Annotated in this window: 25 protein-coding genes and 1 tRNA gene; 13 read left to right on the plus strand and 13 right to left on the minus strand. The window is 68.0% G+C overall.

All coding sequences use genetic code 11. The features are described 5' to 3' along the window. Positions 1–37: 37 nt before the first annotated feature. Positions 38–394, minus strand: a complete 357-nt coding sequence (locus AC5Y3Z_RS10955; RefSeq protein ID WP_473138929.1) for a DUF2710 family protein — start codon at positions 392–394, stop codon at positions 38–40. 33 nt (positions 395–427) lie between these two features. Next, positions 428–1,687 carry a DUF5631 domain-containing protein gene (locus tag AC5Y3Z_RS10960; RefSeq protein WP_473138719.1) on the minus strand — a complete coding sequence of 420 codons (1,260 nt, stop codon included), beginning with the start codon at positions 1,685–1,687 and terminating at the stop codon, positions 428–430. Between the two features lie 91 nt (positions 1,688–1,778). Between AC5Y3Z_RS10960 and AC5Y3Z_RS10965 the strand changes: the two genes are divergently transcribed. Next, positions 1,779–1,922 carry a hypothetical protein gene (locus AC5Y3Z_RS10965; protein WP_473138718.1) on the plus strand — a complete coding sequence of 48 codons (144 nt, stop codon included), beginning with the start codon at positions 1,779–1,781 and terminating at the stop codon, positions 1,920–1,922. Here AC5Y3Z_RS10965 and AC5Y3Z_RS10970 read toward each other — a convergent pair. The 6 genes from AC5Y3Z_RS10970 to AC5Y3Z_RS10995 are packed head-to-tail and all read right to left on the minus strand — an operon-like array spanning position 1,919 to position 6,079. Next, the gene (locus AC5Y3Z_RS10970; RefSeq protein WP_473138717.1) at positions 1,919–2,230 is read right to left on the minus strand and encodes a DUF2694 family protein; all 312 of its coding nucleotides are present in this window, start codon (positions 2,228–2,230) and stop codon (positions 1,919–1,921) included. The genes AC5Y3Z_RS10965 and AC5Y3Z_RS10970 overlap by 4 nt on opposite strands. A gap of 15 nt (positions 2,231–2,245) precedes the next feature. Beyond that, positions 2,246–2,557 carry an ESX-1 secretion-associated protein gene (locus tag AC5Y3Z_RS10975; RefSeq protein WP_473138716.1) on the minus strand — a complete coding sequence of 104 codons (312 nt, stop codon included), beginning with the start codon at positions 2,555–2,557 and terminating at the stop codon, positions 2,246–2,248. 59 nt (positions 2,558–2,616) lie between these two features. After that, positions 2,617–4,041 carry a DUF4226 domain-containing protein gene (locus AC5Y3Z_RS10980; protein ID WP_473138715.1) on the minus strand — a complete coding sequence of 475 codons (1,425 nt, stop codon included), beginning with the start codon at positions 4,039–4,041 and terminating at the stop codon, positions 2,617–2,619. 50 nt (positions 4,042–4,091) lie between these two features. Next, on the minus strand, positions 4,092–4,436 hold the full coding sequence (locus AC5Y3Z_RS10985) for a DUF4226 domain-containing protein (RefSeq protein WP_473138714.1): 345 nt from the start codon (positions 4,434–4,436) through the stop codon (positions 4,092–4,094). 48 nt (positions 4,437–4,484) lie between these two features. After that, positions 4,485–5,288, minus strand: coding sequence for a C40 family peptidase (locus tag AC5Y3Z_RS10990; RefSeq protein WP_473138713.1), 804 nt, complete (start codon positions 5,286–5,288; stop codon positions 4,485–4,487). Further along, complete coding sequence (locus AC5Y3Z_RS10995; RefSeq protein WP_473138712.1) at positions 5,285–6,079, minus strand: helix-turn-helix domain-containing protein; 795 nt, start codon at positions 6,077–6,079, stop codon at positions 5,285–5,287. The genes AC5Y3Z_RS10990 and AC5Y3Z_RS10995 overlap by 4 nt, the downstream gene beginning before the upstream one ends. Positions 6,080–6,222: 143 nt before the next feature. Between AC5Y3Z_RS10995 and AC5Y3Z_RS11000 the strand changes: the two genes are divergently transcribed. The 4 genes from AC5Y3Z_RS11000 to AC5Y3Z_RS11015 all read left to right on the plus strand — a co-directional run bounded on the left by AC5Y3Z_RS11000 (position 6,223) and on the right by AC5Y3Z_RS11015 (position 9,463). Further along, positions 6,223–6,639 (plus strand): WhiB family transcriptional regulator, encoded by a 417-nt coding sequence (locus tag AC5Y3Z_RS11000; RefSeq protein ID WP_473138711.1) that lies wholly within the window; start codon positions 6,223–6,225, stop codon positions 6,637–6,639. A gap of 88 nt (positions 6,640–6,727) precedes the next feature. After that, on the plus strand, positions 6,728–8,110 hold the full coding sequence (locus AC5Y3Z_RS11005) for an acyl-CoA dehydrogenase family protein (protein WP_463826317.1): 1,383 nt from the start codon (positions 6,728–6,730) through the stop codon (positions 8,108–8,110). A gap of 22 nt (positions 8,111–8,132) precedes the next feature. Further along, positions 8,133–9,125, plus strand: coding sequence for a pirin family protein (locus tag AC5Y3Z_RS11010; protein WP_473138710.1), 993 nt, complete (start codon positions 8,133–8,135; stop codon positions 9,123–9,125). Next, on the plus strand, positions 9,122–9,463 hold the full coding sequence (locus AC5Y3Z_RS11015; RefSeq protein ID WP_473138709.1) for a GNAT family N-acetyltransferase: 342 nt from the start codon (positions 9,122–9,124) through the stop codon (positions 9,461–9,463). Before AC5Y3Z_RS11010 ends, AC5Y3Z_RS11015 begins: the two co-directional genes overlap by 4 nt. 9 nt (positions 9,464–9,472) lie before the next feature. On the opposite strand, the gene AC5Y3Z_RS11020 is transcribed toward AC5Y3Z_RS11015, so the two are convergent. From AC5Y3Z_RS11020 to AC5Y3Z_RS11030, 3 genes are all read right to left on the minus strand, one after another. Further along, positions 9,473–10,954, minus strand: a complete 1,482-nt coding sequence (locus tag AC5Y3Z_RS11020; RefSeq protein WP_473138708.1) for a PPE family protein — start codon at positions 10,952–10,954, stop codon at positions 9,473–9,475. Between the two features lie 88 nt (positions 10,955–11,042). After that, positions 11,043–11,309 carry a YdeI/OmpD-associated family protein gene (locus AC5Y3Z_RS11025; protein ID WP_473138707.1) on the minus strand — a complete coding sequence of 89 codons (267 nt, stop codon included), beginning with the start codon at positions 11,307–11,309 and terminating at the stop codon, positions 11,043–11,045. A 79-nt stretch (positions 11,310–11,388) separates the two neighbouring features. Continuing rightward, positions 11,389–12,636 (minus strand): ammonium transporter, encoded by a 1,248-nt coding sequence (locus tag AC5Y3Z_RS11030; protein ID WP_463826432.1) that lies wholly within the window; start codon positions 12,634–12,636, stop codon positions 11,389–11,391. A 212-nt stretch (positions 12,637–12,848) separates the two neighbouring features. On the opposite strand from AC5Y3Z_RS11030, the gene AC5Y3Z_RS11035 reads away from it, so the two are divergent. Beyond that, on the plus strand, positions 12,849–13,841 hold the full coding sequence (locus tag AC5Y3Z_RS11035) for a hypothetical protein (protein WP_473138706.1): 993 nt from the start codon (positions 12,849–12,851) through the stop codon (positions 13,839–13,841). An 88-nt stretch (positions 13,842–13,929) separates the two neighbouring features. Here the strand turns inward: AC5Y3Z_RS11035 and AC5Y3Z_RS11040 are convergent. Beyond that, positions 13,930–14,012 (minus strand) — tRNA-Leu (locus tag AC5Y3Z_RS11040). 223 nt (positions 14,013–14,235) lie between these two features. Here AC5Y3Z_RS11040 and AC5Y3Z_RS11045 point away from each other — a divergent pair. The 7 genes from AC5Y3Z_RS11045 (at position 14,236) to pknB (ending at position 23,971) form a co-directional block, all read left to right on the plus strand. Beyond that, positions 14,236–15,900, plus strand: a complete 1,665-nt coding sequence (locus tag AC5Y3Z_RS11045) for an FHA domain-containing protein (protein WP_473138705.1) — start codon at positions 14,236–14,238, stop codon at positions 15,898–15,900. A 123-nt stretch (positions 15,901–16,023) separates the two neighbouring features. After that, positions 16,024–16,491: an FHA domain-containing protein FhaB/FipA gene (locus AC5Y3Z_RS11050; RefSeq protein WP_463826294.1), complete on the plus strand. Its 468-nt coding sequence runs from the start codon at positions 16,024–16,026 to the stop codon at positions 16,489–16,491. After that, positions 16,488–17,990: a PP2C family protein-serine/threonine phosphatase gene (locus AC5Y3Z_RS11055; protein ID WP_473138704.1), complete on the plus strand. Its 1,503-nt coding sequence runs from the start codon at positions 16,488–16,490 to the stop codon at positions 17,988–17,990. The genes AC5Y3Z_RS11050 and AC5Y3Z_RS11055 overlap by 4 nt, the downstream gene beginning before the upstream one ends. After that, complete coding sequence (locus AC5Y3Z_RS11060; protein ID WP_463826292.1) at positions 17,987–19,399, plus strand: FtsW/RodA/SpoVE family cell cycle protein; 1,413 nt, start codon at positions 17,987–17,989, stop codon at positions 19,397–19,399. The genes AC5Y3Z_RS11055 and AC5Y3Z_RS11060 overlap by 4 nt, the downstream gene beginning before the upstream one ends. Then, entirely contained in the window at positions 19,396–20,874 is a 1,479-nt protein-coding gene (gene pbpA, locus AC5Y3Z_RS11065) for a D,D-transpeptidase PbpA (RefSeq protein WP_463826291.1), read from the plus strand. Before AC5Y3Z_RS11060 ends, pbpA begins: the two co-directional genes overlap by 4 nt. Then, positions 20,871–22,094, plus strand: coding sequence for a serine/threonine-protein kinase (locus AC5Y3Z_RS11070; protein WP_473138703.1), 1,224 nt, complete (start codon positions 20,871–20,873; stop codon positions 22,092–22,094). The genes pbpA and AC5Y3Z_RS11070 overlap by 4 nt, the downstream gene beginning before the upstream one ends. Then, positions 22,091–23,971: a Stk1 family PASTA domain-containing Ser/Thr kinase gene (gene pknB, locus AC5Y3Z_RS11075; protein ID WP_463826289.1), complete on the plus strand. Its 1,881-nt coding sequence runs from the start codon at positions 22,091–22,093 to the stop codon at positions 23,969–23,971. The genes AC5Y3Z_RS11070 and pknB overlap by 4 nt, the downstream gene beginning before the upstream one ends. Here pknB and AC5Y3Z_RS11080 read toward each other — a convergent pair. After that, positions 23,949–24,650, minus strand: a complete 702-nt coding sequence (locus AC5Y3Z_RS11080) for an aminodeoxychorismate/anthranilate synthase component II (RefSeq protein WP_473138702.1) — start codon at positions 24,648–24,650, stop codon at positions 23,949–23,951. The genes pknB and AC5Y3Z_RS11080 overlap by 23 nt on opposite strands. Between the last annotated feature and the right edge of the window lie 23 nt (positions 24,651–24,673).

Below are 24,673 nucleotides of genomic sequence, written 5' to 3' on the forward strand. Positions count from 1 at the left end.
CCGGCGGTCGGCGCATGTCTGCGTGCCGACGCCGACATCACTGCAGGCTGTCGCCGTACCGTGCCCGGTTCTCGGCTTCAGCCTCTTCTCGCAGCGCTGCGATGGCGAGGTTCATCCTGTCGGCCAATTCGGTGTGCGTGTAGCCGACCATCACGTCCGGGTGCAGCGTCAGCTGCAGCAGCCGCCCGTCCGAGTTGGCCACCGCCGACACGTCGCCCAAGTCCACGCTGTACGTGACGGTCTCGGCCTGTGCGACGAGTGCTTCCCACCGGTCGGCTGCTTCGCTCAGTTCACGAAGTACCGCTTCGACGAGTGCCTCGTCTTCGGCGGCACTGCGATCACCGCTGACGCTGAGGTCGCTGAGTTCGCCGCGACGACCCGACCCCGACACCAGGACAGTATGTCGAGGGCCCCGACCAGCGTCAATTCACGATTGAGCCGGTCTGCCGGGCGCTCGATCCGCCAGTTTCTGGAACCAGGCGAAGTGATAGTTCGCCGACGTCACGTCGCCGGTGGCGCTGCTTTCGGTGGCGGCGAGCAGCATGCAATTGAGCAGTTGTTCAGGATCGACGTCGGGATACTGGGCGAGCAGCTGGTAGCGGGTCGTGTCGAGGTGCACTCGCAGCAAATCCAGTTCTTGGTCGACGACGTCGGCCCCGGCAGCAGCGGCCTTGGCCAGCGTATTGACCAGGCGCGGCAAGCCCTGGCGCCAGTGCGTGGCGACACCCAGTTCCCAACCCAGGTCGGTGACAGGAGGCAGTTCCTTCGGCTGCACGGACGCTGCCACACCGGAGAGCCCGACGGACAGCTTCGACGAGTCGCCCGGCGCATAGGTCGCCGCCTGGATCGTGTTACCCAGCAACTCCGCGGCCCGTCCGGTCCGGGTGCCGGGTTCCAGCAGGCGCACGCCTTCGGGCACCGCGATGCCCGGCGGGATCCAGCCGTGCGCCAGGTCGGTGACCAGCACCGTCGTACCGTCCTCGTGTTCGCCGACAGCCCAGCTCAGTCGCGGTTCCTGGCGGGCGACGAATGCCAGCAATAGCGGCAACCGCTCCGCGGTGGTCGGCTCGGCGTCTTCGGGGGCGGCGTCCGCAGGGGGTGCGGCTTCCGGATCCGGAGGGGGCTCGGCGGGCGGCCCGTCGTCGACGACGGCCGGCAACACCTGGGTCGCGTCAACGTCCTGTGCCGGAACCTCGTCTTGCACGGCCGGCAACACCTGGGTATCGCCGATGTCGAACGGCTCGTCCCGTATCACTGGCAGCACCTGCGTCTTGGCCAGGTCCGGCCGGGGCGCCGGCCGGACCTCGGGTGGCGGCTGGACCGGGGCTTGCTGCGCCGTGCTCTGACGGAGTTGCCGCAACGTCGATTCGACTCGCCGCACTGCCAGGGCGCGGGCCTCCTCGATCACGCGGGCCTCGGCGGCCCGCCGCGCGGTGTAGACCATGCCGGCTTGGCCGATGCCCCTGAGTTCTTCGTTCGCGGTCGCCGCTATCCGCTGCAGGTCGGACTTGAGATACTTTGCCAGCGTTGCGGTTTCGTTCCTGCTCTGCGACAGCTCGACGGGCCACAGGCCGCCGATCACCCACGGCGTGCAGTCGAGCGGCGCACTGAAGGTGGGGACCGTGAGGGATTCTTCGGTCGCTCGGCGCAGACGCTGGCGCGCCGTCACCCTGCCGAAGATTCCCACCGGCTAAGCGTAGCGGTAGCCCGGTGTTGATCGCCTCGGCTTGTGCGAGCGGTGAATTGTGCGGTTGTCGTGGTGTGGGTAGCGTGCAACCATGGCCGATTCCGGGTTGCAGCAGCAACTCGACGAGGTACGTGCGCTGCTGGCACGCGCCCGAGAGTTGTTCGGCGCCAACCCCATCGAGCCACCCGCAGATGTCGCTCCGGATCCCGACAGTGCCAGGACCTGGCTGCTCTAATCTGCCGTGGCGCGTGCGTGCAGTTGGTGGGCGAGCAGTTTTTCGATTGCCGAGTCGAGATCGGCGGCGGTGGGCACCGCGGCGGAGGGTGTCTGCCCGGCGGCGATGATCTCGTCGCGCACTTCCAACAATGCCTTGAGGCAGGAAACGTCGGCGGTCAGCAGAATCCCCTCAGCCAGAGTTTGCGCATCTGTCTCCATTGCCGCCTCACTCAGCGCGACGCTGTGCAAATAGCCACCGCGGCACGAGCGCACCAGAATGTGCCCGCTGGGATGCACGGTGTCGAAGGCCGGATTGGCGTCTGTCATGGACTCTGCTGAAACCTAGCCGTCGACGATGTCGCGGAGTTTGGCCGCGGACTCTTGCTCGCGCTGCTCCCACGTCGCGGCCGAGGTCACCAGATTCTGCGCGAGATCGGCGTGGTCGTCGGCCTGCTGCTCGTAGCACCGCCGCCGGGCTTCGAGCAGCACGCGCCCGGCCTCGCGCAGATCGCCGAAGACGGGTCCCAGCGAATCCAGGCTTTCCTGGATCGCGGCGTGGGTGGTCGGGATGCTCCGCAGCTGGCCGGCGGTCTGCTCGTGCCGGGCCGCGGCTTCACGCAGGTGCGCCGGCACCACATGAATACGATCGGCCATCTGCTGCCTCCTCCTTCAGTGCCGGCACCGTGCCGGCGATTATCGTCTCGGTTCGCTGATCAGCCGGCGACGGCCGCCGGTCGGGTGGGCGTGGGTGTCTGCGTTGCGGACGGCACCGTCGCCTGCACCGGCGTCGGCGGGTGCTCCCAGCCTAGAAAGCTGGGTCCGCTTACGGCGGAGATGCGCTGGATTTGTCCGTCGAGCAGAGCCTTGCTGTTCCCCAGGGCCAGCGCGTGACGATCGGTGAGCATGCCGATATCACCCGGCACGACCTGGGCCGGATCCAGGGGATTGGTGACCGCCGTCCCGGGGGGCGGGATGGACATGCCCTGCTGTTGGAACGCGTCTGCAATGGGGGCACCCGCTGCGGCGGCCTTGATGGCGGCGGCAAGTTGTGGACTGGCCGCAGTCACCGTCTCGCCGTTGGGCAGACTCACCGTCGTCGGACCCGACGGCTGCGGTTGCGGCTCGCCCGGCTCCGGCTCGTGCCGCGGGTCGTCGTGGTCGTCCTTCTCGCGCTCGGTCTCGTCGTCGTCGGGTCGGTGCTCACGCGGGTCGAAGTCCTCGTCGAACAGCCCGTCTGATGCACCGCGCGGGTCCCGTCCGGTTCCGCCGCCCGACAGGTTAGGCACTGAGAAACCGCTCGGGGCGCCCCAACTGGGCGCGCCCGCCCCGCTGCTCGGACTCACCCCGGTCGGGGCGGCGCCCCCGGCGCCGGTGACCGGGAGCGGTGCAGCGGCCGCGGGCTGCTGGACCGGGGCGTCGAACAGCCCCGGATCGTCCAGCAACGTCGAGTCGAGCAGCGGATCCGGACTGCCCTTCGCTGCCGGCCCACTCGACGACGACGCGGCGGGCGGACCACCGTGCCCGGTCGCGGGTTCGGCCGCCGCCGGCCGGTGCTCCGCCGGGGCGTCCGGGCCGGCCTTCGATGCGTTATACAACGACGTCCACGCCGCCATCAACGCCGACTTCGAGGTGTCGTCGAGGCCGGCTGTCGCCACCACCGCGCGGATATCGCGGAGTTTGCTGATCAGGAACCGCTGGAAGTCCCGCGCGCCGGCCGGAGTGTCCAGGTCGGACCGCGTCGCGAGGGCGGTCTCGATCTCGTGCTGGAGAGCGTCCAGCGCAGTCCTGCCTTCGGCGTTGGTCAGATGCGCGTTGAGGATGGCGGTGACGACTTGCAGATCCAGCTGCGAGCTCGCCGAATTCTGATGTGCCAGAGCAGTTTCGGCCGCGCTGATGGCGCTGGCGGCTTCGCCTTCGGAACGTTGCGGCGGCGCCTGCGGGGCTGGCGCCGGAGTGAACAAGTCCGGATGTTGGTGGCGGATCTTGGCCAGGATCACGTCCAGACGCTGTGGCGGCGTCGCGGGCGACAGTACGTCGCCCATTTCACCCGGCGTCAGCCCCGACTGCCACGCGGCCGGATCGCCGGTGCGTTGCTGAACAAGTCGCATCACGTCGAAGACGTCCTGCTGGGTCGCCACGCCGCTGGACAGTACCCACGCGCACAGCCGCGGACAATTCACTCAGCGGCTCAGATGGAATAGGTGTCCCGCAGGCGGTGCAGCACCGCGCTTTTGCTGCGGCTGACCTCGCGGGCCTCGGTCACAACCTCGGCGATCTCGCGTTGCTTGGCCGCCAGAAATCTCTCGAATTCGCGCGCCCCCATCGGGGTATCGACGGGCTGCCCGGGCAGTGCCTGTTCGATCTCGGCGGAGATCGCGTCGAGTCGCCGGACGCTGTCGCGCATGACCTGATGCGCACTGGCGAGCGCCGCTGCCAGCACGCGGTCGGCCTCGGCGATTGCCCCGTGTCTGCGCGCGAGCGCGGCCTGCCGTTGCTGAATGGCCGCTACCGACGCCCCGCCTTGTTCCGACATGGCCTCAACCTTCTCATCCGGCCCAGCCGACTGGGCGATTGCTGGTACTCACCATGGCCGCCGGATCGCTACGCTGCCGCCCAGCCGGCTGATCCGGACCGAGGCGCCGGAATAGGGCGCCTCGACCACCAGGTTGTTGCCGATCGCCAGCTGTACGTGGCCGGTGTGCGGAAAGACCAGGTCGCCGGGCCGGACTTGCGACCGCGGCACCGGCACTCCGTCGTTGATCTGCTGATAGGTCGTGCGATCGAGGTGTACGCCGGCCTGCGCGTAAGCCCATTGGACCAAGCCGGAACAGTCGAACTGGTCGGGCCCGGTGGCCCCCCAGACGTAGGGTCGGCCCAGCCGGGACAGCGCGGCGCGTACCGCGAGTCCGGCGCGCCCGGCCGGTACGGGCAACCGCCCGCCGCGGTGGTGTGCTGCCCGGTAGCGCAACGCGCGTAGCGCGGCGGCGTGTCGTCGCGAGCGGCCCCTCGCGACGGCGACGTGCTCGCGTTGAGCGCGCAACCGCGCCACGCGGCGACGCAGCGCCTCGCGCTGGGCCAGCGGCGACAGTCCCGGCACCGGGGCATCGGCGCGAGCTTCATCGAGCACGCCACGAGTGAGCTGACGGGCGGCGGACCGATCCCGGTGCGCACCGGCGACGATCGCCGCCAGCGCCGAATCCGTGTGGCCGGCCGCGCTCAGGGCGGCGTGGGCGCGGGTCGCCCGTTGCTGGTAATGATGCTGTCCGCCAACAGGATTCGGTGGCACCGCACCGGCATCGAGGCCGGTTTCGATCGGCGGGTGCGGGCCGCTGCCGGTGAACAGACCGTGGGCTCGGCTCAACGTCTCGAGCTCGGTCGGACTCATCGGTTCTGCTCGCTGTCCGGACCGGACCCGGCCACGCCGACTCCGGCTTCGGCCTCCGTGGTTTCGGTGAATGCGCGCACCCGGGGGAGCGCGCCCGCTGGAATCGCACCCCGGTTGCGGATGTCCCAGACGTCATCGACCGCGACACCGATCAGTGCGGCGATCACGGGTTCGGGCAGCGTCGAGCGCGCACATGCGCGGTCGAAGCGCGCACTCAAACTGCTGGGCAGCCGCTTCAGCAGGTCGCCGCGCGTTGCTTCGAGTGCCTGCAGGTGCTCCATCAGGCGGTCCGTCGAATCGGCACTGGCGTTGACCGCGACCCGCCAGGAGCTGGCGGCCAGCATCTCCGCTTTCACGCATTGTGCGATCACAGAGAGAATATACGTCTCATATTCGTTTGATGTCACCGGCGGTAGTCGATCGATGACGGACTTGATGGTCTCCAGTTGTGCTTCGGCGTATCCCTCCAGCACATCGGTATCGCTGTGCCGGTCGACGACCGGTGCCCCGGCGCGTCGCGGCGGCACCGGTTCGGACGGCTGCGCGGCGATCAACCGGGCGAGTTCGGCGTCCGGGTCGGCGGCGACGATGAGCCGCGAATACGTGCCCGGCGGCAGGCCCAGGCCGTTTTCCACCTTTTGCACAGTGCTTTTGTGCGGTTTGCGGGCGCCGCGCTCGAGATAGCTGAGTCCCATGATGCTGACGCCGGTCGCCGCGGCCAGGTCCGCAAGGGACCAGTCCCGCGACTCACGCAACGCGCGCATGGCCGCACCGGCCGATTCACGGCTCACGGCCGCGCTCCCCGCATAGCCGGATATTACACAGGCCGTCCACCACCCCTCCGTTTATACGTTTTCTTCTCGTTTCGCTTGTCCATCCTGAGTATGTGTGTATACGATTCTGCCTACGTTTTCCGTCGAATGGAGGTCGGCTCGTGTCAAACCCTTGTGCAACCAACCCGGAACTCTGGTTCGGCTACCCCGACGACGACGGCGGCGACGGCGCGGCCAAGGCACGCGCCTACGAGCGGTCGGCCACCGAGGCACGCATTCAGTGCCTGCGCCGGTGCCCACTGGCGCAACAGCGCCAGTGCGCCGCGCGGGCGATCGCGCACCGCGAAGAATATGGAGTGTGGGCCGGCGTGAAGTTGCCCGGCGGTCAGTACCGCAAACGCGAACAGCTCGCCGCGGCCCACGAGGTGTTGCGCCGCATCGCCGCCGGCGACATCAATGCCCGGCAGTTGCCCGAGAACGCGGCGTTGCTGGAGCGTCGGGAAAGTGACGATCTCGCCGTCGGCGCCGTGGTGTTGCATCTTCCCGCCGCCCGCGTAGGCCCGCGCTCGGCGGCTTGACCGAGGGATTGTCGGGCCACACCCGGGGTATACGGGAATTCGACAGTGGCCCCGCTCGGGCCGAGGCAGCTGAGCAAAGGCGCAACCTATGACCTTCGACCTGACCCCGACGGCAGCGCAGCACGATCTGGCGCGGCGCACCCACGAGTTCGCCGAAGAGGTGATCCGGCCCGTCGCCCTCGAATACGACCAACGCCAAGAGTTCCCCTGGCCGGTTCTGGAAGAGGCTGCGCAGCGGGGCTTCTACAGCCCGCTGTTCTACCGCGACCTGATCGGGGACCCCACCGGCATCTCGCTGCCGATGTTCATGGAGGAACTGTTCTGGGGATGCGCCGGAATCGGTCTGGCCATCGTCATGCCGGCATTGGCCCTGTCGGCGATCGGCCAGGCCGCCTCGCCGGAACAGATGCTGGAGTGGGCGCCGGAATGTTTCGGGACCCCGGGCGACATCAAGCTCGCCGCCCTGGCGATCTCCGAACCCGAGGGTGGCAGCGACGTCCGCAATCTGCGAACCCGCGCCCGCCGCGACGGAGACGACTGGGTCATCGACGGTCACAAGATGTGGATCGGCAACGGCGGTATCGCCAACGTCCACGTCGTCAACGCGGTCGTCGACGAGGAATTGGGCCATCGGGGTCAGGCGTTGTTCGTGGTGCCGGGCGGCACACCCGGTTTGGAGCTGGTGCGCAAACTCGACAAATTGGGCTGCCGCGCTTCCCACACCGCCGAACTGAAGTTCGACGGGGTGCGGATTCCGGGTGCGAATCTGCTCGGCGGCGAGGACAAGCTGGAACACAAGCTCGCCAAGGCACGCGAAGTGGTGGCCGGCGCCAAGAAGTCCGGCTCGGCGACCATGGGCACCTTCGAGCAGACCCGGCCGATGGTGGCAGCCCAGGCCATCGGGATTGCCCGCGCTGCGCTGGAGTACGCGACCGCCTACGCGACCGAACGCGAGGCCTTCGGCGGGCCCATCATCGACCATCAGGGAATCGCATTTCCGTTGGCGGACTTGGCCACTCAGATCGATGCGGCACGGCTGCTGACCTGGCGGGCATCCTGGATGGCGGCCAACAACGTGTCGTTCGAACGGGGCGAGGGCTCGATGTCCAAGCTTGCGGCGAGCGAGGTCGCTGTCAAAGCCACCGAGCGAGCCATTCAGACGATGGGCGGCTGGGGTTACATCACCGATCATCCGGTCGAGAAGTGGTATCGGGATGCGAAGCTGTACACCATCTTTGAAGGGACCAGTGAAATCCAGCGCATGGTGATCTCCAACGCGCTGGGTGCCGCCGTCGACACCCCGCCGCTGCACATCACGGTCGAGCCGACGGGTGGGCCGTTCAACAAGATGTTCGGACGCGGTACCCCGCTGCGTTCCCGCGCCGCCGACACCGCACTGTCCCTGCGGGACCGCGTTCCCGAGCCGATCATGCGGATCGCCATGAAGGCAATCCAGCCGCCGGGCAGGTGAGCCCGCGAGTGCAGACGCGAAAGTGAGCAATCTCGAGACCGCTCCGGCCGAAGTCGCCTGCAGCGCTTCGCCGGTCGAGGTTGACGCCGACATCGTCGAAGTGCTGAACCCACGTGCGGTACCGCTGGGCGGACCGCGCGCGATCCACGTGCAGCGCACCCTCCCGCAACGGCAACGGTCGCTGATCGGGGCGTGGTGCTTTGTCGACCATTACGGGCCGACGGACCATCACATGGACGTGCCGCCCCACCCGCACACCGGACTGCAAACGGCGAGTTGGCTTTTCAGTGGGGAAGTGGAACACCGTGACAGCGCCGGCGTGCATGCCACAGTGCGGCCGGGCGAACTGAATTTGATGACGGCGGGCGCCGGCATCTGTCATTCGGAGGTGTCCATTCCTGGCCAGTCACTGCACGGTGTGCAGTTGTGGATAGCCCTGCCGGATTCGGCCCGCGACACCGACCGCGGCTTTGCCCACCACCGCCCTGAACCAGTCGCGCTGCCCGGCGCGATCGCCCGGGTTTTTCTCGGCCAGCTAGCCGGAAGCCGTTCGCCGGTAAGCACATTCACTCCGTTGATCGGTGCGCAGCTCGATCTCGACCCGTCCGCGTCGCTCGAGCTCGACGTCGATCCGGCCTTCGAACACGGGGTGTTGTGCGACCAGGGCGACATCCAGCTCGGCCGAACCACTCTCGCGGCGGCCGACCTCGGGTACCAGGGTCCGGGAAACTCCATCCTGCGGCTGCGCAATATGGTGGATCGGCCGGCCCGGGTGTTGCTGCTGGGTGGCACTCCGTTCTGTGAACAGTTGGTGATGTGGTGGAACTTCGTCGCGCGCAGTCACGACGAGATCGTCACCTATCGGCGGCTGTGGCAGGAGGACCAAGACGGCCCGGAGAACCGCTTCGGTGCCGTCGAGGGATATCAGGGATCGGTCATACGCCTACCGGCGCCGCCGATGCCCACCACTCGGCTGCTGCCCAGGCCGCTGCCCCAACCGAAGGAGCGCTCGTGACCACCGACAAGACCGGCGCAGAGACCACCGTCACGACCGGCGACAACAGGTATGACATTTCCGTGGCCGGCCAATCCGTCGGCTTCGCCGATTTCGCCGATCGCGGTGATCAGCGCGTCTTCCACCACACTGAAATCGATCCCGAATTCGGCGGTCGGGGACTGGCGACCATCCTGTTGGAAGAGGCGCTGCAGACCACCAAGGCTGACGGCAAGCGCATCGTCCCGGTCTGTTCCATGGTGGTCACCGTGCTCAAGAAGCATCCCGAATACGACGACATCACCGATCCCGTCACGGCCGAGGTGGTGGGCTGGGTGAACTCCCAACCGGGTCACTGAGTCGCGGGACTACTGCTCGTCGTCCCAGGTGGTGGGCAACATCGGAATGGTCGGCCCGCCGCCGTATCCGTCGGCCGGCAGGGTGATCAGGCCGGCGGCGTCCGCCTCGCCCCGGTAGGTGCCGCCCAAGCCCATCGCGCTCGCGCCGCGAGTCGACGCGGTGACCGCGGGTTCCCCGTCGGGATCGAGGTCGTAGTCCAGCACCTCGTCGGCGTACTGCCGCTCCGGCATGGTCGCGGCGCGCCGTCGCCGGGCCCGCCGTTTCTCGCGTGCCGCAACCCCGGCGGCCGCCGCCGGAATTCCCTGCGCCGGCGCCTTCGCGCCGGTCCCTTCTCGCAGGGTCGGCGGGACGCCACCGCCCGGGTCGAAGCCCGCCACGGCATACGGCACCAACGTGCCGGCCGCGGGTGCTGCCGAAGCAGGCGCTGCTGCAGTCCCGCCCGCGCCGACCGACCCGGTGGACGCGGCGGCGGATGTCACCCCACTCGGCGCCAGACTCGCCAGCGGCAAGGCCGTGGAATGCCCGCTCAACGTCAGCGGGGTCGGAGCGGCCGACGCGCCGGCGACAGCCGGTCCCAGCGCAACCAGCTGCTGGCCCACCCCGGCCACCACGCCGAGGGTGATCGCCAGCAGCGGCTGGAGCAGCAGCTGCGGATAGGTCAGCGCCGCCCCGACATTGGAGAACACCTGGTAGGCCACGGCGGACAGGAACGGCCCCCATGTCACCAACGCCTGCGACGGATTGGTGAGGAAGTCGGTGACGAGTTTGACGCTGTTGCCCAGCGGGTCCTGCAGAAAATTGGTGATCGGCTCGAACAAGTCCTGGACATAGCCGGTGTACCACTGCAGCAGCTGGCTGATCAGGTTGGCGATGTCGATTTGGGAGCCCGCGTCAGCGGCCGGGGCCGCCGCCGCAAGTTGGCTGGGCTCGGCGGCCGCGGTAGCCGAGTCGGCCTTGACCACCATCGGGGCCGGTCCGGTCGTCGGAACCGCGGCGGTCGCCGTCGTCGCCACGGTTTGGTACGTAGCCATCGTGGTCGCTGCCTGAATCCACATCCGCAGGTAGTCGGCTTCGTTCAGTGCGATCGGGATCGTGTTGATGCCAAAGAAATTCGTCGCGACCAGCACCCCGTGCACGACGTGGTTGGCGGCCAGTTCCGGCAGTGTCGGCATCGTGGCCAGTGCCGTCGTGTAGGCCGCGGCAACGGTCTCCTGCGCAGCCGCGGCGGCGGAGCTGTTGGCCTGCGCCACCGCAAGCCAGGCCAGGTACGGGCCGTGCGCAGCGCCGTAATCCGCAGCCGACGGACCCTGCCACGACCCCGCCTGCACCGCACCCAGGACGCCGGTGAGTTCGGCAGCGGCCGCAGCGTACTCCGCGCTGAGCGCCTGCCATGCCCCCGCGGCGGCCAGTAACGGGCCGGGACCCGGCCCGGCGGACAACAATGCCGAGTGCGCTTCGGGTGGCCAGGCCATCCACATCGGACCGGTCACCCGTCAACCCCCACACGACATCACACCCACCAGTGGTCTCCCCGCCATCGAGCAAGTTGACCCGGTAGGCCGGTGCTAAACCGATCGGCTATCTGCCGTTGCGCTCGCGGTGCTTGCAGCCCGGCCAGCAGCAGGGCCGCCACTTGCCTTCTTCCAGTTCCTCTTGAGTCCTGCGGATGCGGCGCTCGCGTGTCTTTTGCTGCTTGGCGTCCTCGACCCAGCAGATGAACTCGTTGCGTGCCAGCGGGGTGATGTCGTGCCAGAGGGCCAGTGCGGTGGAGTTGGCGGTCAACGCCTCGCGCAGGTCGGCGGGGAGTGGGTGCACCACACCGCCGGGCACTTGCTGGCTGTTCACGAGGCCAGGGTAATCGAGAGGGTCATCGGGGAGAACCCGGCGATGAGACGTTCCGGCCGACGATCCGACAGCTCAGCGCTCAACCGTCCTCGTCCGCTTCCAACCGGGTACGGGAGGTCTCCTGCTGCCCGAACAGCGGCCGGTGCACCTGCTGGTGCCCCAGAACGCCCTCGGTGTACGCCGTCTCCGCGTGCTGGCTGAGGTCGACGCCATTCACCTCATCCTCCCGGCTGATGCGGAAGCCGATGACGAGGTCGATCACCTTGGCCAGCAGATAGCTGACCGTGAACGCGTAAGCACCGACGGCCACCATGGCCAGCGCCTGCTTGCCGAGCTGGCCCACCCCGCCGGCGTAGAACAGTCCATTCGGACCCTTGGTCATCACCGCGGTCGCCAGCAGACCGATCAGCAGCACCCCGACCACGCCGCCGACGAAGTGCACGCCGACGACGTCGAGCGAGTCGTCGTAGTTGAGTTTGAACTTCACCGTGATGGCGAACGCGCACACGATTCCGGCCGCCATTCCGACGACAGCGGCACCCAGGGTGTTCACGTAGCCGCACGACGGCGTGATCGCCACCAGCCCGGCCACCACTCCCGATGCGGCGCCAAAGGTGGTGGGCTTGCCGTCGCGGAGCTGTTCGACCGTCAGCCAGCCCAGCATGCCCAGGCAACCGGCGACCAGGGTGTTGAGGAAGACCGCGGAAGCGAACCCGTCGGCGGTCAGGGCCGAACCGGCGTTGAACCCGAACCAGCCGAACCACAGCAGTCCCGCTCCCAGCAGCACGAACGGCAGGTTGTGCGGACGCATGGCCTCGGTCTTGAAGCCGATGCGCGGACCCAGCACCAGGGCCAGCGCCAGGGCCGAGGTGCCGGAGACGATCTCGACTACCAGACCGCCGGCGAAGTCCAACGCGCCCAATTTGGACAGCCAGCCCGCTGGCCCCCAAACCCAGTGCGCGACAACGGAATACACCGCGATCACCCATAGCGGGACGAAGATCAGCCAGGCGCTGAATTTGGCGCGGTCGGCGATGGCGCCGCTGACCAGGGCCGCGGTGATGATCGCGAAAGTCAGCTGGAAGGTCGCGAACAGCAGTTCGGGAACCTGGCCGTGCAGCGTCTGCGGACCGATCCCACTCATCCCGGCGTGCGACAGACCGCCCAGGAATCCGCCGGCGCCGCCGTCGGAGAACGCCAGGCTGTACCCGACGAGCAGCCATGCCACGGTGACCAGCGGGATCGAGATGAAGCTCATCATGATCATGTTCAGCACGCCGGTGGTGCGCACCATGCCGCCGTAGAAGATTGCCAACCCGGGCGTCATCAGCAGCACCAGCGCCGTGCTGGCCAGCAGCCACGCGGTGGCGGCGGGATCGATGTTCAACTCAGGGCTCCCTCGATAGTCGTCGATGAGAATGTAGGCGGCATGGGTGGGGCGGCCGCCAGAAGGGGCGGTGCTTGCGCCGGGGTGAGCGACCACGCGATGCCACTCACGGGTACTCGGGTGACATCGTCGGCAGCACTACTGTCGTGCCGATGAAGGGTGTCGTGCCGGTGAGGGATCGCTGTCGTTTCGGCCTCGGCCTGATCGCCGTTGCCGCCGCTGTGGTCGCATGCACGCACGATCAGCCTGCGCCGAAAGCCACCGACTCCGGGCCACCGGATACCAGCGTGGTCGCGCCCACCAACGACGCCGACCGTGAGCGGCTGCGCACGATCCAGCAGATCCGTGGCGTCGATATCTGCGCCCTGTACGGCGGGGCGCGCACGGTGGCGGGCAAGGCACTCACCATCGAGGCACCTACCTCGCCGATCCTGTGCCGCTCCCGCATCGGCCAAGACAGCGACAACATCACGGCGACCATCTCGTTGGCGGTCGGGCCGGTGGTGCTGCCTCAGCCGGCGGCCTGGGCCAAGCACGAAACGATCGACGGCACCGATGTCACCGTCGCCGACGCATTCGCCGGACCCAACATGCCCCCGCGCGACCAGATGGTGTCGGCGGGCTGTGAGTGGGCAGCCACCTATCCCGGCAGTGTGCGCCTGACCGCCATGGTGATGGCGCCACCGCGAATCGACGGCTGCGCCATTGGCCGCAAACTCATGCAGGTGGGCCTGCACGAATTCGCCCGCAAGCCGTCCCTGGCGACGAGTTCGGTGCCCCGCACCGTGATCACCGGCGCCGACCCGTGCCGGGCACCGGCGCGACTGCGCCCGGCGCACGGCATTTCCTGGGACATTGCAGAGTTCAGCACCCATGACTGCGCCTTCGGCGTCGACGGCGGGCCGAACGTCTACCTTTCATTGGACTACGCGGAGCCCGACGGGCTCACCTACGAGCCTGAGCATTTCGACGTCGGCGGGCACGCCGTCAGCGGCGACGGCGAGGCGGGCATCTTTACGGTGGTGATCGGCCCGCAGTTCCAGGTCGGCACCAAGACGATGGTCCCGGTCGCCACGATCACCGATCCGGCGAAGGACTCCGATCGGATCCGGCTGATCGCCCAGGCGGTTGCGGATGAATACTGACGACGAGGTCAGGGGACCCGACAAACACAGAGGCCACGGACTCTACGTCCGTGGCCTCGCGCGCCGCAGTTCGTGGAACCGCTCACTGTGGGCGAAGGGGGACTTGAACCCCCACGTCCCGAAGGACACTGGCACCTGAAGCCAGCGCGTCTGCCATTCCGCCACTCGCCCGAACAACCGGAGGACCATATCACTCTAGTAGCCGCGCGCCCCAACCGCTCGGCGGGCTCGACCGGCGTCGCGCGGTAATAAGGTCTCTGATCAGTATCGATGTGATTCCCAGGAATCTCACGGTGCCGCAGCATGGCGGTATCCCGATACGATGACGGCACTCGGCCGAGTCGTTTGCCCTCCGCCGACGATCCCTGGCACAGAGTGAAGCGAGCGCGCAACGATGGGTGGCCAACGCGGGCTAGTTCAGCGCATCGAGCGCAAACTCGAGGCGACCGTCGGTGATGCGTTTGCTCGGGTCTTCGGCGGATCGATTGTGCCGCAAGAGGTGGAGGCGCTGCTGCGGCGCGAAGCGAGCGACGGCGTCCGGTCACTGCAGGGAAATCGCCTTTTGGCACCCAACGAATACATCATTACCCTCAGTGTGCACGACTCGGAGAAGTTGAACGCCGATCCGGATCTCACGTCGAGCGCTTTTGCTCGGTACTTGGCGGACTTTATCCAGGAACAGGGGTGGCAAACGTATGGTGATGTGGTCGTCCGGTTCGAGCATTCCGCGAACCTGCATACAGGCCAGTTCCGCGCCCGCGGGGCTGTCAACCCCGACGTCGAGCCCCGCCCGACGGATACCGATTCCGCCCCGCCACAATCAGATGATGCGTTTGGCGCAGAACCAGGAGTACGACCGATGACTGACAACCCAGGCTACCGCGGTCAGGGGCGGCCCGACGAGTATTACGACGACCGCTACGGACGGCAGGACGACCAGCGCGGTTACCCGCCGGAACAGGGCGGTTACCCACCGCAGCAGGGATACCCGCCGCAGGGCGGGTACGGCCAGCAGGGTGGTTACCCGGACCAGGGCGGCTACGGCCAGCAGGGTGGATACGGCGACCAGGGCGGCTACGGCCAGCAGGGCGGTTACGGCGACCAGGGCGGTTACGGCCAGCAAGGTGGCTACGGCCAGCAAGGTGGCTACGGCGACCAGGGCGGCTACGGCCAGCAAGGCGGTTACGGCCAGCAGGGTGGCTACGGCGACCAGGGCGGCTACCCGGACCAGGGGCACGGCGGGTACGGCGAGCCGGGCCAGAGCGGCTACGCGCCCACCCACGAAGCTGCGCCGCCCGCTACGCCCCAAGGTCCGCCCGGTGGCGGCTACGGCGGTCAGGGCGGCTACGGCCAGGACCAGGGTTACCAGCAGGGTGGGTACGGTCAGCCGCCGGGCGGCGGCTACGGCGATTACGGTGACTACGGCCGCGAGCCCGCCCGCCAGGACGCCGGCTACGGCGCCCCGCCGGCTCCGCCGGAGCCGCAGCGCTCGGCCTACCCCGAGGGGGGCGGCTACCAGGACCAGGGCTATCAGCAGGGCGGCGGCTACGGCCGACAGGATTACGACGCCGGGGCCTACACCCAGTACGCCGAAGCCTCGCCCGCGGGATACGCGCCTCAACAGGGCGGTTACGGCGAGCCCGCCGGCCGGGACTACGACTACGGCGCTCAGGGCCAGCAGCCGGCCTCCGACTACGGGCAGCCGCCGGCTTCGGACTACGGGCAGGGCGGTGGCTACGGCGGCTACGGGCAGGGCGGGTACGGCTCCGCCGCAGCGCAGGTCACCCTGCAGCTCGATGACGGCAGCGGCCGCACCTATCAGCTTCGCGACGGCTCCAACATCGTCGGGCGCGGCCAGGACGCCCAGTTCCGGCTGCCCGACACCGGGGTTTCCCGCCGGCACCTGGAGATCCGCTGGGACGGTCAGGTCGCATTGCTCTCGGACCTGAATTCGACCAACGGCACCACCGTCAACAACGCACCGGTGCAGGAGTGGCAACTAGCTGACGGCGACGTGATCCGGCTCGGTCACTCCGAGATCATCGTCCGCATCCACTGAGCCACACGCTCACGCTGTCGAGCCTCTCCCCACGGCGACCACCGTCCCAGTATCGTGTCTTTGCTGAGGTGCTCGGTCTCGCGGGCAGGGGGTGGGCAATGCCGGCACGGAAAGGACCGTCAGATGCAGGGGTTGGTACTGCAGCTGTCGCGTGCCGGCTTCCTGATGTTGTTATGGCTGTTCATCTGGTCGGTGCTGCGGATCCTGCGCACCGATATCTACGCCCCCACCGGAGCGGTCATGGTGCGGCGCGGGCTGGCGTTGCGGGGCAGTCTGCTTTCCCCGCGGCAGCGGCGCGACTCCGCGCGCTACCTGGTCGTGACGGAGGGCGCGCTGACCGGTGCCCGGATCACCCTCAGCGGACAGCCGGTGTTGATCGGACGCGCGGACGATTCGACCCTGGTGTTGACTGACGACTACGCGTCGACGCGGCACGCCAGGCTGTCTCAACGCGGTTCGGAATGGTATGTGGAAGATTTAGGGTCGACGAACGGCACTTACCTTGACAGGGCGAAGGTGACGACTGCGGTACGAGTTCCCATAGGTACGCCGGTTCGGATCGGCAAGACGGCGATCGAGCTGCGCCCGTGACGCTGGTATTGCGCTATGCGGCCCGCAGCGATCGCGGCCTGGTGCGGTCCAACAACGAGGACTCGGTGTATGCCGGTGCACGGTTGTTGGCCCTGGCCGACGGCATGGGCGGGCACGCCGCCGGCGAGGTGGCGTCGCAACTGGTGATCGGCGCGCTGGCGCCACTGGACTACGACGAGCCCGGCGGCGATCTGCTGGCCAAGCTCGACGCCGCGGTTCGCGAGGGCAACTCCGCGATCGCCGCGCAGGTCGAGATGGAACCCGATCTGGAAGGGATGGGGACCACCCTCACCGCGATCCTGTTCGCCGGGGACCGTCTCGGACTGGCCCACATCGGTGACTCGCGCGGCTACCTGTTCCGGGACGGCGAACTGACGCAGATCACCAAAGACGACACGTTCGTGCAGACCCTGGTCGACGAAGGACGCATCACCGCCGAGGAGGCCCACAGCCACCCGCAACGGTCGCTGATCATGCGGGCGCTGACCGGTCACGAGGTGGAGCCGACCCTGACGATGCGCGAAGCCCGCGCCGGTGACCGCTACCTGCTGTGCTCGGACGGTCTGTCCGACCCGGTCAGCAACGAGACCATCGCCGAAGCACTGCAGATCGCCGATGTCGCCGAAAGCGCTTACCGGTTGATCGAACTCGCGCTGCGCGGCGGGGGGCCCGACAACGTCACGGTGGTGGTCGCCGACGTCGTGGACGACGAGTTCGGCCAGACCCAGCCGATCCTGGCCGGCGCGGTGTCCGGCGACAGCGACGAGGACCAGCTGACGCTCCCCAACACCGCGGCCGGCCGCGCATCAGCGATCCGACCCCGCAAAGAGGTCACCAAACGCGTTGCGCCGCAAGCAGAACCGCCGAGCAAGCCGCGCTGGCCGCGGCGCCGGATCATTCTGGCCGCCGTGCTGGCGGTGCTGGTGCTGCTGGCCGGCGTGTTCATCGCCAAGCTCATCATCGGCAACAACTACTACGTCGCCAACGACAACGGCACGGTGGTCATCATGCGGGGGGTCCAGGGATCGCTGCTGGGTATCTCCCTGCACGACACGCACTCGTCGAGCTGCTTGAAAGGCAACGAGATCTCCGAGGCTCCCGCCGGACAGCAGTGCCGGCCGGTGAAGCTGGAGTACCTCAACCCGTCGGCCCGGAAGACGGTGCAGGACGGGTTGCCCGCCAACACGTTGGAGGGTGCGCGCCAGCAGCTGCGCGACCTGTCCAAGCAGCTGCTGCCGGAGTGCCCGCAGCAGCGCACGTCGTCGACAGAGCCAACAGCCCCGTCCACCAACAGCAGGGGCACCCCCGAACCCGGCAACGGCTCGACGCCGCCGGCCACCAGCTCCACGGCCCCGGCGACGACTCCGACCACGCCGGCGCAGAGCTCGCTGCCTTCGTCCAGCACCACCCCGGTAGCGCCCGCCCCGCCGTCTCCGCCGGCAACGGAAACCCAGCAACCCTCTCAGACACCAGGCGTGGACTGCCGGGCAGCGGCATGACCACAACGGAATTGCCCGCACCGGTTGCGGTGACTCCTCCGCTGCCGACCCGGCGCAACTCCGAGTTACTGCTGCTGGTGTTCGCCACGGTGATCACCGTCGCCGCGTTGGTGATCGTGGAGACCAACCAGGAGCGCGGCGTGCACTGGGACCTGGTCAGCTACGGGTTGGGCTTCCTGACACTGTTCATCTTCGCCCACCTGGTTCTCCGGCGTTTCGCGCCCTTCACCGATCCGCTGCTACTGCCGGTGGTCGCGCTGCTCAACGGTCTGGGTCTGGTGATGATCCACCGCCTGGACCTGGTGGATAAAGAGGTGGGCCGGCACGGTCACCCCAGCGCCAATCAGCAGATGCTGTGGACCCTGCTCGGTGTCGTGGCGTTCGCGCTGGTGGTGGCGCTTCTCAAGGACTACCGCCAACTGGCCCGCTACGGCTACATCTGCGGCCTGACGGGTCTGGTCTTCCTGGTCATTCCCGCGCTGCTGCCCAAGTCGCTGTCCGAGCAGAACGGCGCCAAGATCTGGATCCGGCTGCCCGGCTTCTCCATCCAGCCCGCCGAGTTCTCCAAGATTTTGCTGTTGATCTTCTTCGCCGCGGTATTGGTCGCCAAACGCAGCCTGTTCACAAGCGCCGGCAAGCACGTGATGGGGATGAACCTGCCGCGCCCCCGCGACCTGGCCCCACTGCTGGCCGCGTGGGCGATCTCGGTGGGCGTGATGGTCTTCGAAAAGGATCTGGGCACCTCGCTGCTGCTGTACTCGTCTTTTCTGGTGCTCGTCTACCTGGCGACGCAACGGTTCAGCTGGGTGGTGCTCGGGCTGGTGTTGTTCGCGCTCGGCAGTGTGGTCGCCTACTACTCGTTCAGCCATGTCCAGGTGCGGGTCCAGACCTGGCTGGACCCGTTCGCCGATCCCGACGGGGACGGCTACCAGATGGTGCAGGCGCTGTTCAGTTTCGCCACCGGTGGGATCTTCGGCACCGGTCTGGGCAACGGCCAGCCCGACACCGTGCCCGCGGCGTCCACCGACTTCATCATCGCCGCGTTCGGCGAGGAGTTGGGTCTGGTGGGCCTGGCCAGCATTTTGATGCTCTTCACCATCGTCATCATCCGCGGCATGCGCACCGCGATCGCCACTCGTGACAGCTTCGGCAAGCTGCTGGCCGCCGGTCTGGCCTCGACGCTGGCGATTCAGCTGTTCATCGTGGTCGGCGGGGTCACCAAGCTGATTCCGTTGACCGGATTGACCACGCCCTGGATGTCCTACGGCGGATCGTCGCTGCTGGCCAACTATGTGTTGCTGGCCATCTTGGCCCGCATCTCCGACGGCGCCCGGCGTCCGGTGCGCACCCGTCCCCGCAAGAAGTCGCCGATCGCGGCGGCCAGCACCGAGGTCATCGAGCGCGTATGAACACCTCGCTGCGCCGGATTTCGGTGACCGTGATGGCGCTGATCGTGCTGCTGTTGCTCAACGCCACGATGACGCAGGTCTTCACCGCCGACGGGTTGCGGGCCGACCCGCGCAATCAGCGTGTGCTGCTCGACGAATACTCGCGCCAGCGGGGCCAGATCATCGCGGGCGGCCAATTGCTCGCGTATTCGGTCGCCACCGACAGCCGGTTCCGTTTCCTGCGGGTGTACCCCAACCCCGAGGTGTACGCGCCCGTCACCGGCTTCTACTCGCTGCGCTATTCCAGCGCCGGCCTCGAACGGGCCGAGGATCCGCTGCTCAACGGGTCCGACGAACGGTTGTTCGGCCGGCGGTTGGCTGACTTCTTCACCGGTCGCGACCCGCGCGGCGGCAACGTGGACACCACCATCAACCCGCGTGTGCAGCAGGCCGCCTGGGACGCGATGCGGCAAGGCTGCAGCGGCTCCCCGTGCAAGGGCGCCGTCGTCGCGCTGGAACCCTCGACCGGCAAGATCCTGGCCCTGGTGTCCGCACCGTCTTACGACCCGAACCTGCTGGCGTCGCACAATCCCGACATCCAGGCGCAAGCCTGGCAGCGCCTCCGGGACAGCGCCGACAATCCGCTGGTCAACCGGGCGATCTCGGAGACATACCCGCCCGGTTCCACGTTCAAGGTGATCACCACCGCCGCGGCCCTGGCCGCCGGCACCAGTGAGACCGCGCCGCTGACGGCAGCGGCCAAAATTCCGTTGCCCAACAGCACCGCCACGTTGGAGAACTACGACGGCACCCCGTGTGGGCCAGGTCAGACCGTGCCGCTGAACGAGGCGTTCGCCAAGTCCTGCAACACCGCCTTCGTCCAGCTCGGACTGCTCACCGGCGCCGAGGCGATGCGCAGCGTGTCCCGGGCGTTCGGCCTGGACGACACCCCGGCGCCGATCCCGCTGCAGGTGGCCGAATCGACCGTGGGCCCCATCGCCGATGGTGCCGCGCTGGGCATGACCAGCATCGGGCAGAAGGACGTCGCGCTCACACCGTTGCAGAACGCCGAGGTTGCCGCGGCGATCGCCAACGGCGGCATCTTGATGCGGCCCTACCTGGTAGAAAGCCTCAAGGGACCCGACCTGGCCAACATCAGCAGCACTGCGCCGTATCAGCAGCGCCGCGCAGTTTCGCCGCAGGTCGCCGCTAAGCTGGCAGAGCTGATGGTCGGCGCCGAGAAAGTCGCACAGCAGAAAGGGGCCATCCCCGGCGTGCAGATCGCATCGAAGACGGGCACCGCGGAGCACGGCTCCGACCCGCGGAACACGCCACCGCACGCGTGGTACATCGCCTTCGCGCCCGCGCAGGCGCCGAAGATTGCCGTGGCGGTGCTGGTGGAAAACGGTGGTGATCGCCTGTCCGCGACCGGCGGCGCGGTCGCCGCGCCGATCGGACGGGCAGTGATCGAAGCTGCGTTGCAGGGGGGACCATGAGTCCGCGCGTCGGGGTGACGCTGTCGGGTCGTTACCGCCTGCAGCGGCTCATCGCCACCGGCGGCATGGGCCAGGTTTGGGAAGCGGTGGACAGCCGCCTGGGTCGGCGCGTCGCCGTGAAGGTGCTCAAGCAGGAATTCTCACAGGACCCGGAGTTCATCGAACGGTTCCGCTCCGAGGCCCGCACCACTGCGATGCTCAACCATCCCGGTATCGCCCAGGTGCACGACTACGGCGAAAGCCAGCTGGACGGCGAAGGCCGCACCGCCTACCTGGTCATGGAGCTGGTCAACGGTGAACCGTTGAACTCGGTGCTCAAACGCACCGGCCGCCTCTCGCTGCGGCACGCCCTGGACATGCTCGAGCAGACCGGCCGCGCGCTGCAGATCGCGCACACCAACGGTCTGGTGCACCGTGACGTCAAGCCGGGCAACATCCTGATCACCCCTACCGGTCAGGTGAAGATCACCGACTTCGGTATCGCCAAGGCCGTCGACGCCGCACCGGTCACCCAGACCGGCATGGTGATGGGCACCGCCCAGTACATCGCGCCCGAGCAGGCCCTGGGCCACGACGCGACACCGGCCAGTGACGTCTACGCGCTGGGAGTTGTTGGCTACGAAGTGGTTTCGGGCAAAAGGCCGTTCACCGGGGACGGTGCGCTGACCGTGGCGATGAAGCACATCAAGGAGCCGCCGCCGCCGTTGCCCAATGATCTGCCGCCCAATGTGCGCGAGCTCATCGAGATCACCCTGGTGAAGAATCCCAGCCAGCGCTACCGCAGCGGGGGACCGTTCGCCGACGCGGTGGCCGCGGTGCGAGCCGGCCGGCGACCACCCCGACCCAGCGCGTCCCCACCGGCCGGCCGGGCCGCCCCGGCGGCGGTCCCGTCGGCCGCCCCGGCGCGGATCGCGCCCGCGTCCTCCACCAGCCGCACCGCCGCGCCACGCCGCTCGCAGGCCGCCTCGGGTCGCCGGCCGCCGCCGGCCCGGCGGACGTTCTCCTCCGGCCAGCGGGCGCTGCTGTGGGCGGCCGGGGTACTCGGCGCGCTGGCGATCATCATCGCGGTGCTGATCGTCATTTCGAAGAACGACACCGCACAGCAGCAACAGGTGCCGCCGACGGTGAACAACACCGGAAGCGCGTCGGTCAGCCATTGGACTGACAGTGGGGAAACGGGTATCCCTGGGATGCCGGCTCAATTCGGGACCCCAGGATGACAACCCCTCAGCATCTGTCCGACCGTTACGAACTGGGCGACATCCTCGGCTTCGGAGGTATGTCCGAGGTTCACCTCGCCCGCGACCTGCGGTTGCACCGCGACGTCGCGGTCAAAGTGTTGCGCGCCGACCTCGCTCGCGACCCCAGCTTCTACCTGCGGTTCCGGCGTGAAGCGCAGAATGCCGCCGCGCTCAACCATCCGGCGATCGTCGCGGTGTACGACACCGGCGAGGCAGAGACACCGGCCGGACCGTTGCCGTACATCGTGATGGAGTACGTCGACGGCGTGACCCTGCGCGACATCGTGCACACCGAAGGCCCGATGACGCCCAAGCGGGCCATCGAGGTGATCGCCGACGCCTGCCAGGCGCTGAACTTCAGCCACCAGAACGGCATCATCCACCGCGACGTCAAGCCGGCGAACATCATGATCAGTTCCGCCAACAACGCGGTGAAGGTGATGGACTTCGGCATCGCCCGGGCAATCGCCGACGGCGGCAACAGCGTCACCCAGACCGCCGCGGTGATAGGGACCGCGCAGTACCTGTCGCCCGAGCAGGCCCGCGGCGACCCGGTGGACGCCCGCTCTGATGTGTATTCGCTGGGCTGTGTGCTCTACGAAATGCTCACCGGGGAGCCACCTTTCACCGGTGACTCACCGGTCTCGGTGGCCTACCAGCACGTCCGCGAAGATCCGGTGCCGCCCTCGGAACGGCACGAAGGAGTTTCCGCCGACCTCGACGCCGTCGTGCTCAAAGCCTTGGCCAAGAACCCGGAGAACCGGTATCAGACGGCCGCCGAGATGCGGGCCGACCTGGTCCGGGTGCACAACGGCGAGGCCCCTGAAGCTCCCAAGGTGCTGACCGGCGCCGAGCGCAAGGCATATATGTCCTACTCGGGTCCCAGCCACACCGGACCGCGGACCGACCCGCTGCCCCGGCAGAACTTCGACGAATCCGACAACCGGGGTGCGGGGTCGGTGGGTCGCTGGGTGGCCGCGGTGGCGGTACTGGCGGTGCTCACGATCGTGGTCACCATCGCGATCAACACTTTCGGTGGCAATCCCCGCAACGTCCAGGTTCCCGACGTGCGCGGCCAAGCGTCGGCGGACGCGATCGCCGCGCTGCAGAACAAGGGTTTCAAGACGCGCACCCAGCAGAAACCCGACTCGACGATCCTGCCCGACCACGTCATAGGCACCGACCCGATCGCCAACGCCTCGGTGGGCGCGGGCGACGAAATCACCATCAACGTCTCCACCGGTCCCGAGCAGCGCGAGCTGCCCGACGTGTCGTCGCTGACCTACGCCGAAGCAGTCAAGAAGCTCACCGCCGCGGGTTTCAGCAAGTTCAAGGAAGCCAAGGCGCCGTCCGCTGCGGAGCAGGCCGGCAAGGTCATCGGGACCAACCCGCCGGCGAATCAGACGTCGGCGATCACCAACGTGATCACGATCATCATCGGTTCGGGTCCAGAGACCAAGCAGATCCCCGACGTCGCGGGCCAGACGTTGGAGATGGCGCAGAAGAACCTCAGCGTGTACGGCTTTTCGAAGTTCAGTCAGGCGTTGGTGGACAGCACGCGCACCGCCGGCGACGTGATCTCCACCAATCCGCCGGCAGGCACCACGGTCCCCGTCGACTCGGTGATCGAACTGCAGGTATCCAAGGGCAATCAGTTCGTGATGCCGGATCTGTCCGGCATGTTCTGGACGGATGCCGAGCCTCGGTTGCGTGCACTGGGGTGGACCGGGGTGCTGGACAAGGGGCCCGACGTCGACGCCGGTGGTCCGCTGCACAACAAGATCGTGGTTCAGAGCCCGTCGGCCGGCAGCGGCGTCAATCGGGACGGCGTGATCACGCTGAAGTTCGGTCAGTGACTCCGGCCGGCCGGGTGGACGGTTCGACCGGGAAGTGCGGCCGCACCGCGGTAGAGACTTCGTTCTCCAAGCGACGCACCAACGTGTCGTCGCGCACCCAGCCGCAGTAGGCGAGCCAGTTCGCCAGCATCCGGTGACCGCCTTCGGTCAGGATCGACTCCGGGTGGAACTGGACGCCGTGGATGGGCAGACCGGTGTGCCGCACTGCCATGATCACCCCGCTGCGGGTGTGCGCGATGGCCTCCAACTCGGCTGGCAGCGACTCCGGCAGGATGGTCAGCGAGTGATACCGGGTGGCCGTAAACGGATCCGGAAGTCCTTGCAGCACACCGGCATTAGTGTGCAGCACACTGCTGGTCTTGCCATGCAGCAACTCGGGTGCGCGGTCGACGGTGGCACCGAACGCCACCCCGATGGCCTGGTGCCCCAGGCACACCCCGAGCAGGGGCGTGCTGGACTCGGCGCACGCGCGGACCAGGCCGATCGAGGCGCCCGCGCGCTCGGGTGTCCCCGGCCCCGGGCTGAGCAGCACACCGTCGAACTGGGTGGCGACGGCGTTCGCATCGGCCAGGCGCGCGTCGTCGTTGCGCCACACGGCGGCCTCGACGCCCAGCTGGCCCAGATACTGGACCAGGTTGAACACAAAGCTGTCGTAGTTGTCGACGACCAGGATCTGCACCGTGACAGGTTACCGCCCAGGTG

This window comes from Mycobacterium sp. NGS61 (genome assembly GCF_059812325.1).

Bases quoted from the DNA above. Each gene is read 5' to 3' on its own strand.
- AC5Y3Z_RS10965 (WP_473138718.1), top strand. From the start codon at position 1,779: ATGGCCGATTCCGGGTTGCAGCAGCAACTCGACGAGGTACGTGCGCTG.
- AC5Y3Z_RS10970 (WP_473138717.1), bottom strand. From the start codon at position 2,230: ATGACAGACGCCAATCCGGCCTTCGACACCGTGCATCCCAGCGGGCAC.
- AC5Y3Z_RS10975 (WP_473138716.1), bottom strand. From the start codon at position 2,557: ATGGCCGATCGTATTCATGTGGTGCCGGCGCACCTGCGTGAAGCCGCG.
- AC5Y3Z_RS10985 (WP_473138714.1), bottom strand. From the start codon at position 4,436: ATGTCGGAACAAGGCGGGGCGTCGGTAGCGGCCATTCAGCAACGGCAG.
- AC5Y3Z_RS10990 (WP_473138713.1), bottom strand. From the start codon at position 5,288: ATGAGTCCGACCGAGCTCGAGACGTTGAGCCGAGCCCACGGTCTGTTC.
- AC5Y3Z_RS11005 (WP_463826317.1), top strand. From the start codon at position 6,728: ATGACCTTCGACCTGACCCCGACGGCAGCGCAGCACGATCTGGCGCGG.
- AC5Y3Z_RS11030 (WP_463826432.1), bottom strand. From the start codon at position 12,636: ATGACGCCCGGGTTGGCAATCTTCTACGGCGGCATGGTGCGCACCACC.
- AC5Y3Z_RS11035 (WP_473138706.1), top strand. From the start codon at position 12,849: ATGAAGGGTGTCGTGCCGGTGAGGGATCGCTGTCGTTTCGGCCTCGGC.
- AC5Y3Z_RS11045 (WP_473138705.1), top strand. From the start codon at position 14,236: ATGGGTGGCCAACGCGGGCTAGTTCAGCGCATCGAGCGCAAACTCGAG.
- AC5Y3Z_RS11050 (WP_463826294.1), top strand. From the start codon at position 16,024: ATGCAGGGGTTGGTACTGCAGCTGTCGCGTGCCGGCTTCCTGATGTTG.
- AC5Y3Z_RS11060 (WP_463826292.1), top strand. From the start codon at position 17,987: ATGACCACAACGGAATTGCCCGCACCGGTTGCGGTGACTCCTCCGCTG.
- pbpA (WP_463826291.1), top strand. From the start codon at position 19,396: ATGAACACCTCGCTGCGCCGGATTTCGGTGACCGTGATGGCGCTGATC.
- AC5Y3Z_RS11070 (WP_473138703.1), top strand. From the start codon at position 20,871: ATGAGTCCGCGCGTCGGGGTGACGCTGTCGGGTCGTTACCGCCTGCAG.
- pknB (WP_463826289.1), top strand. From the start codon at position 22,091: ATGACAACCCCTCAGCATCTGTCCGACCGTTACGAACTGGGCGACATC.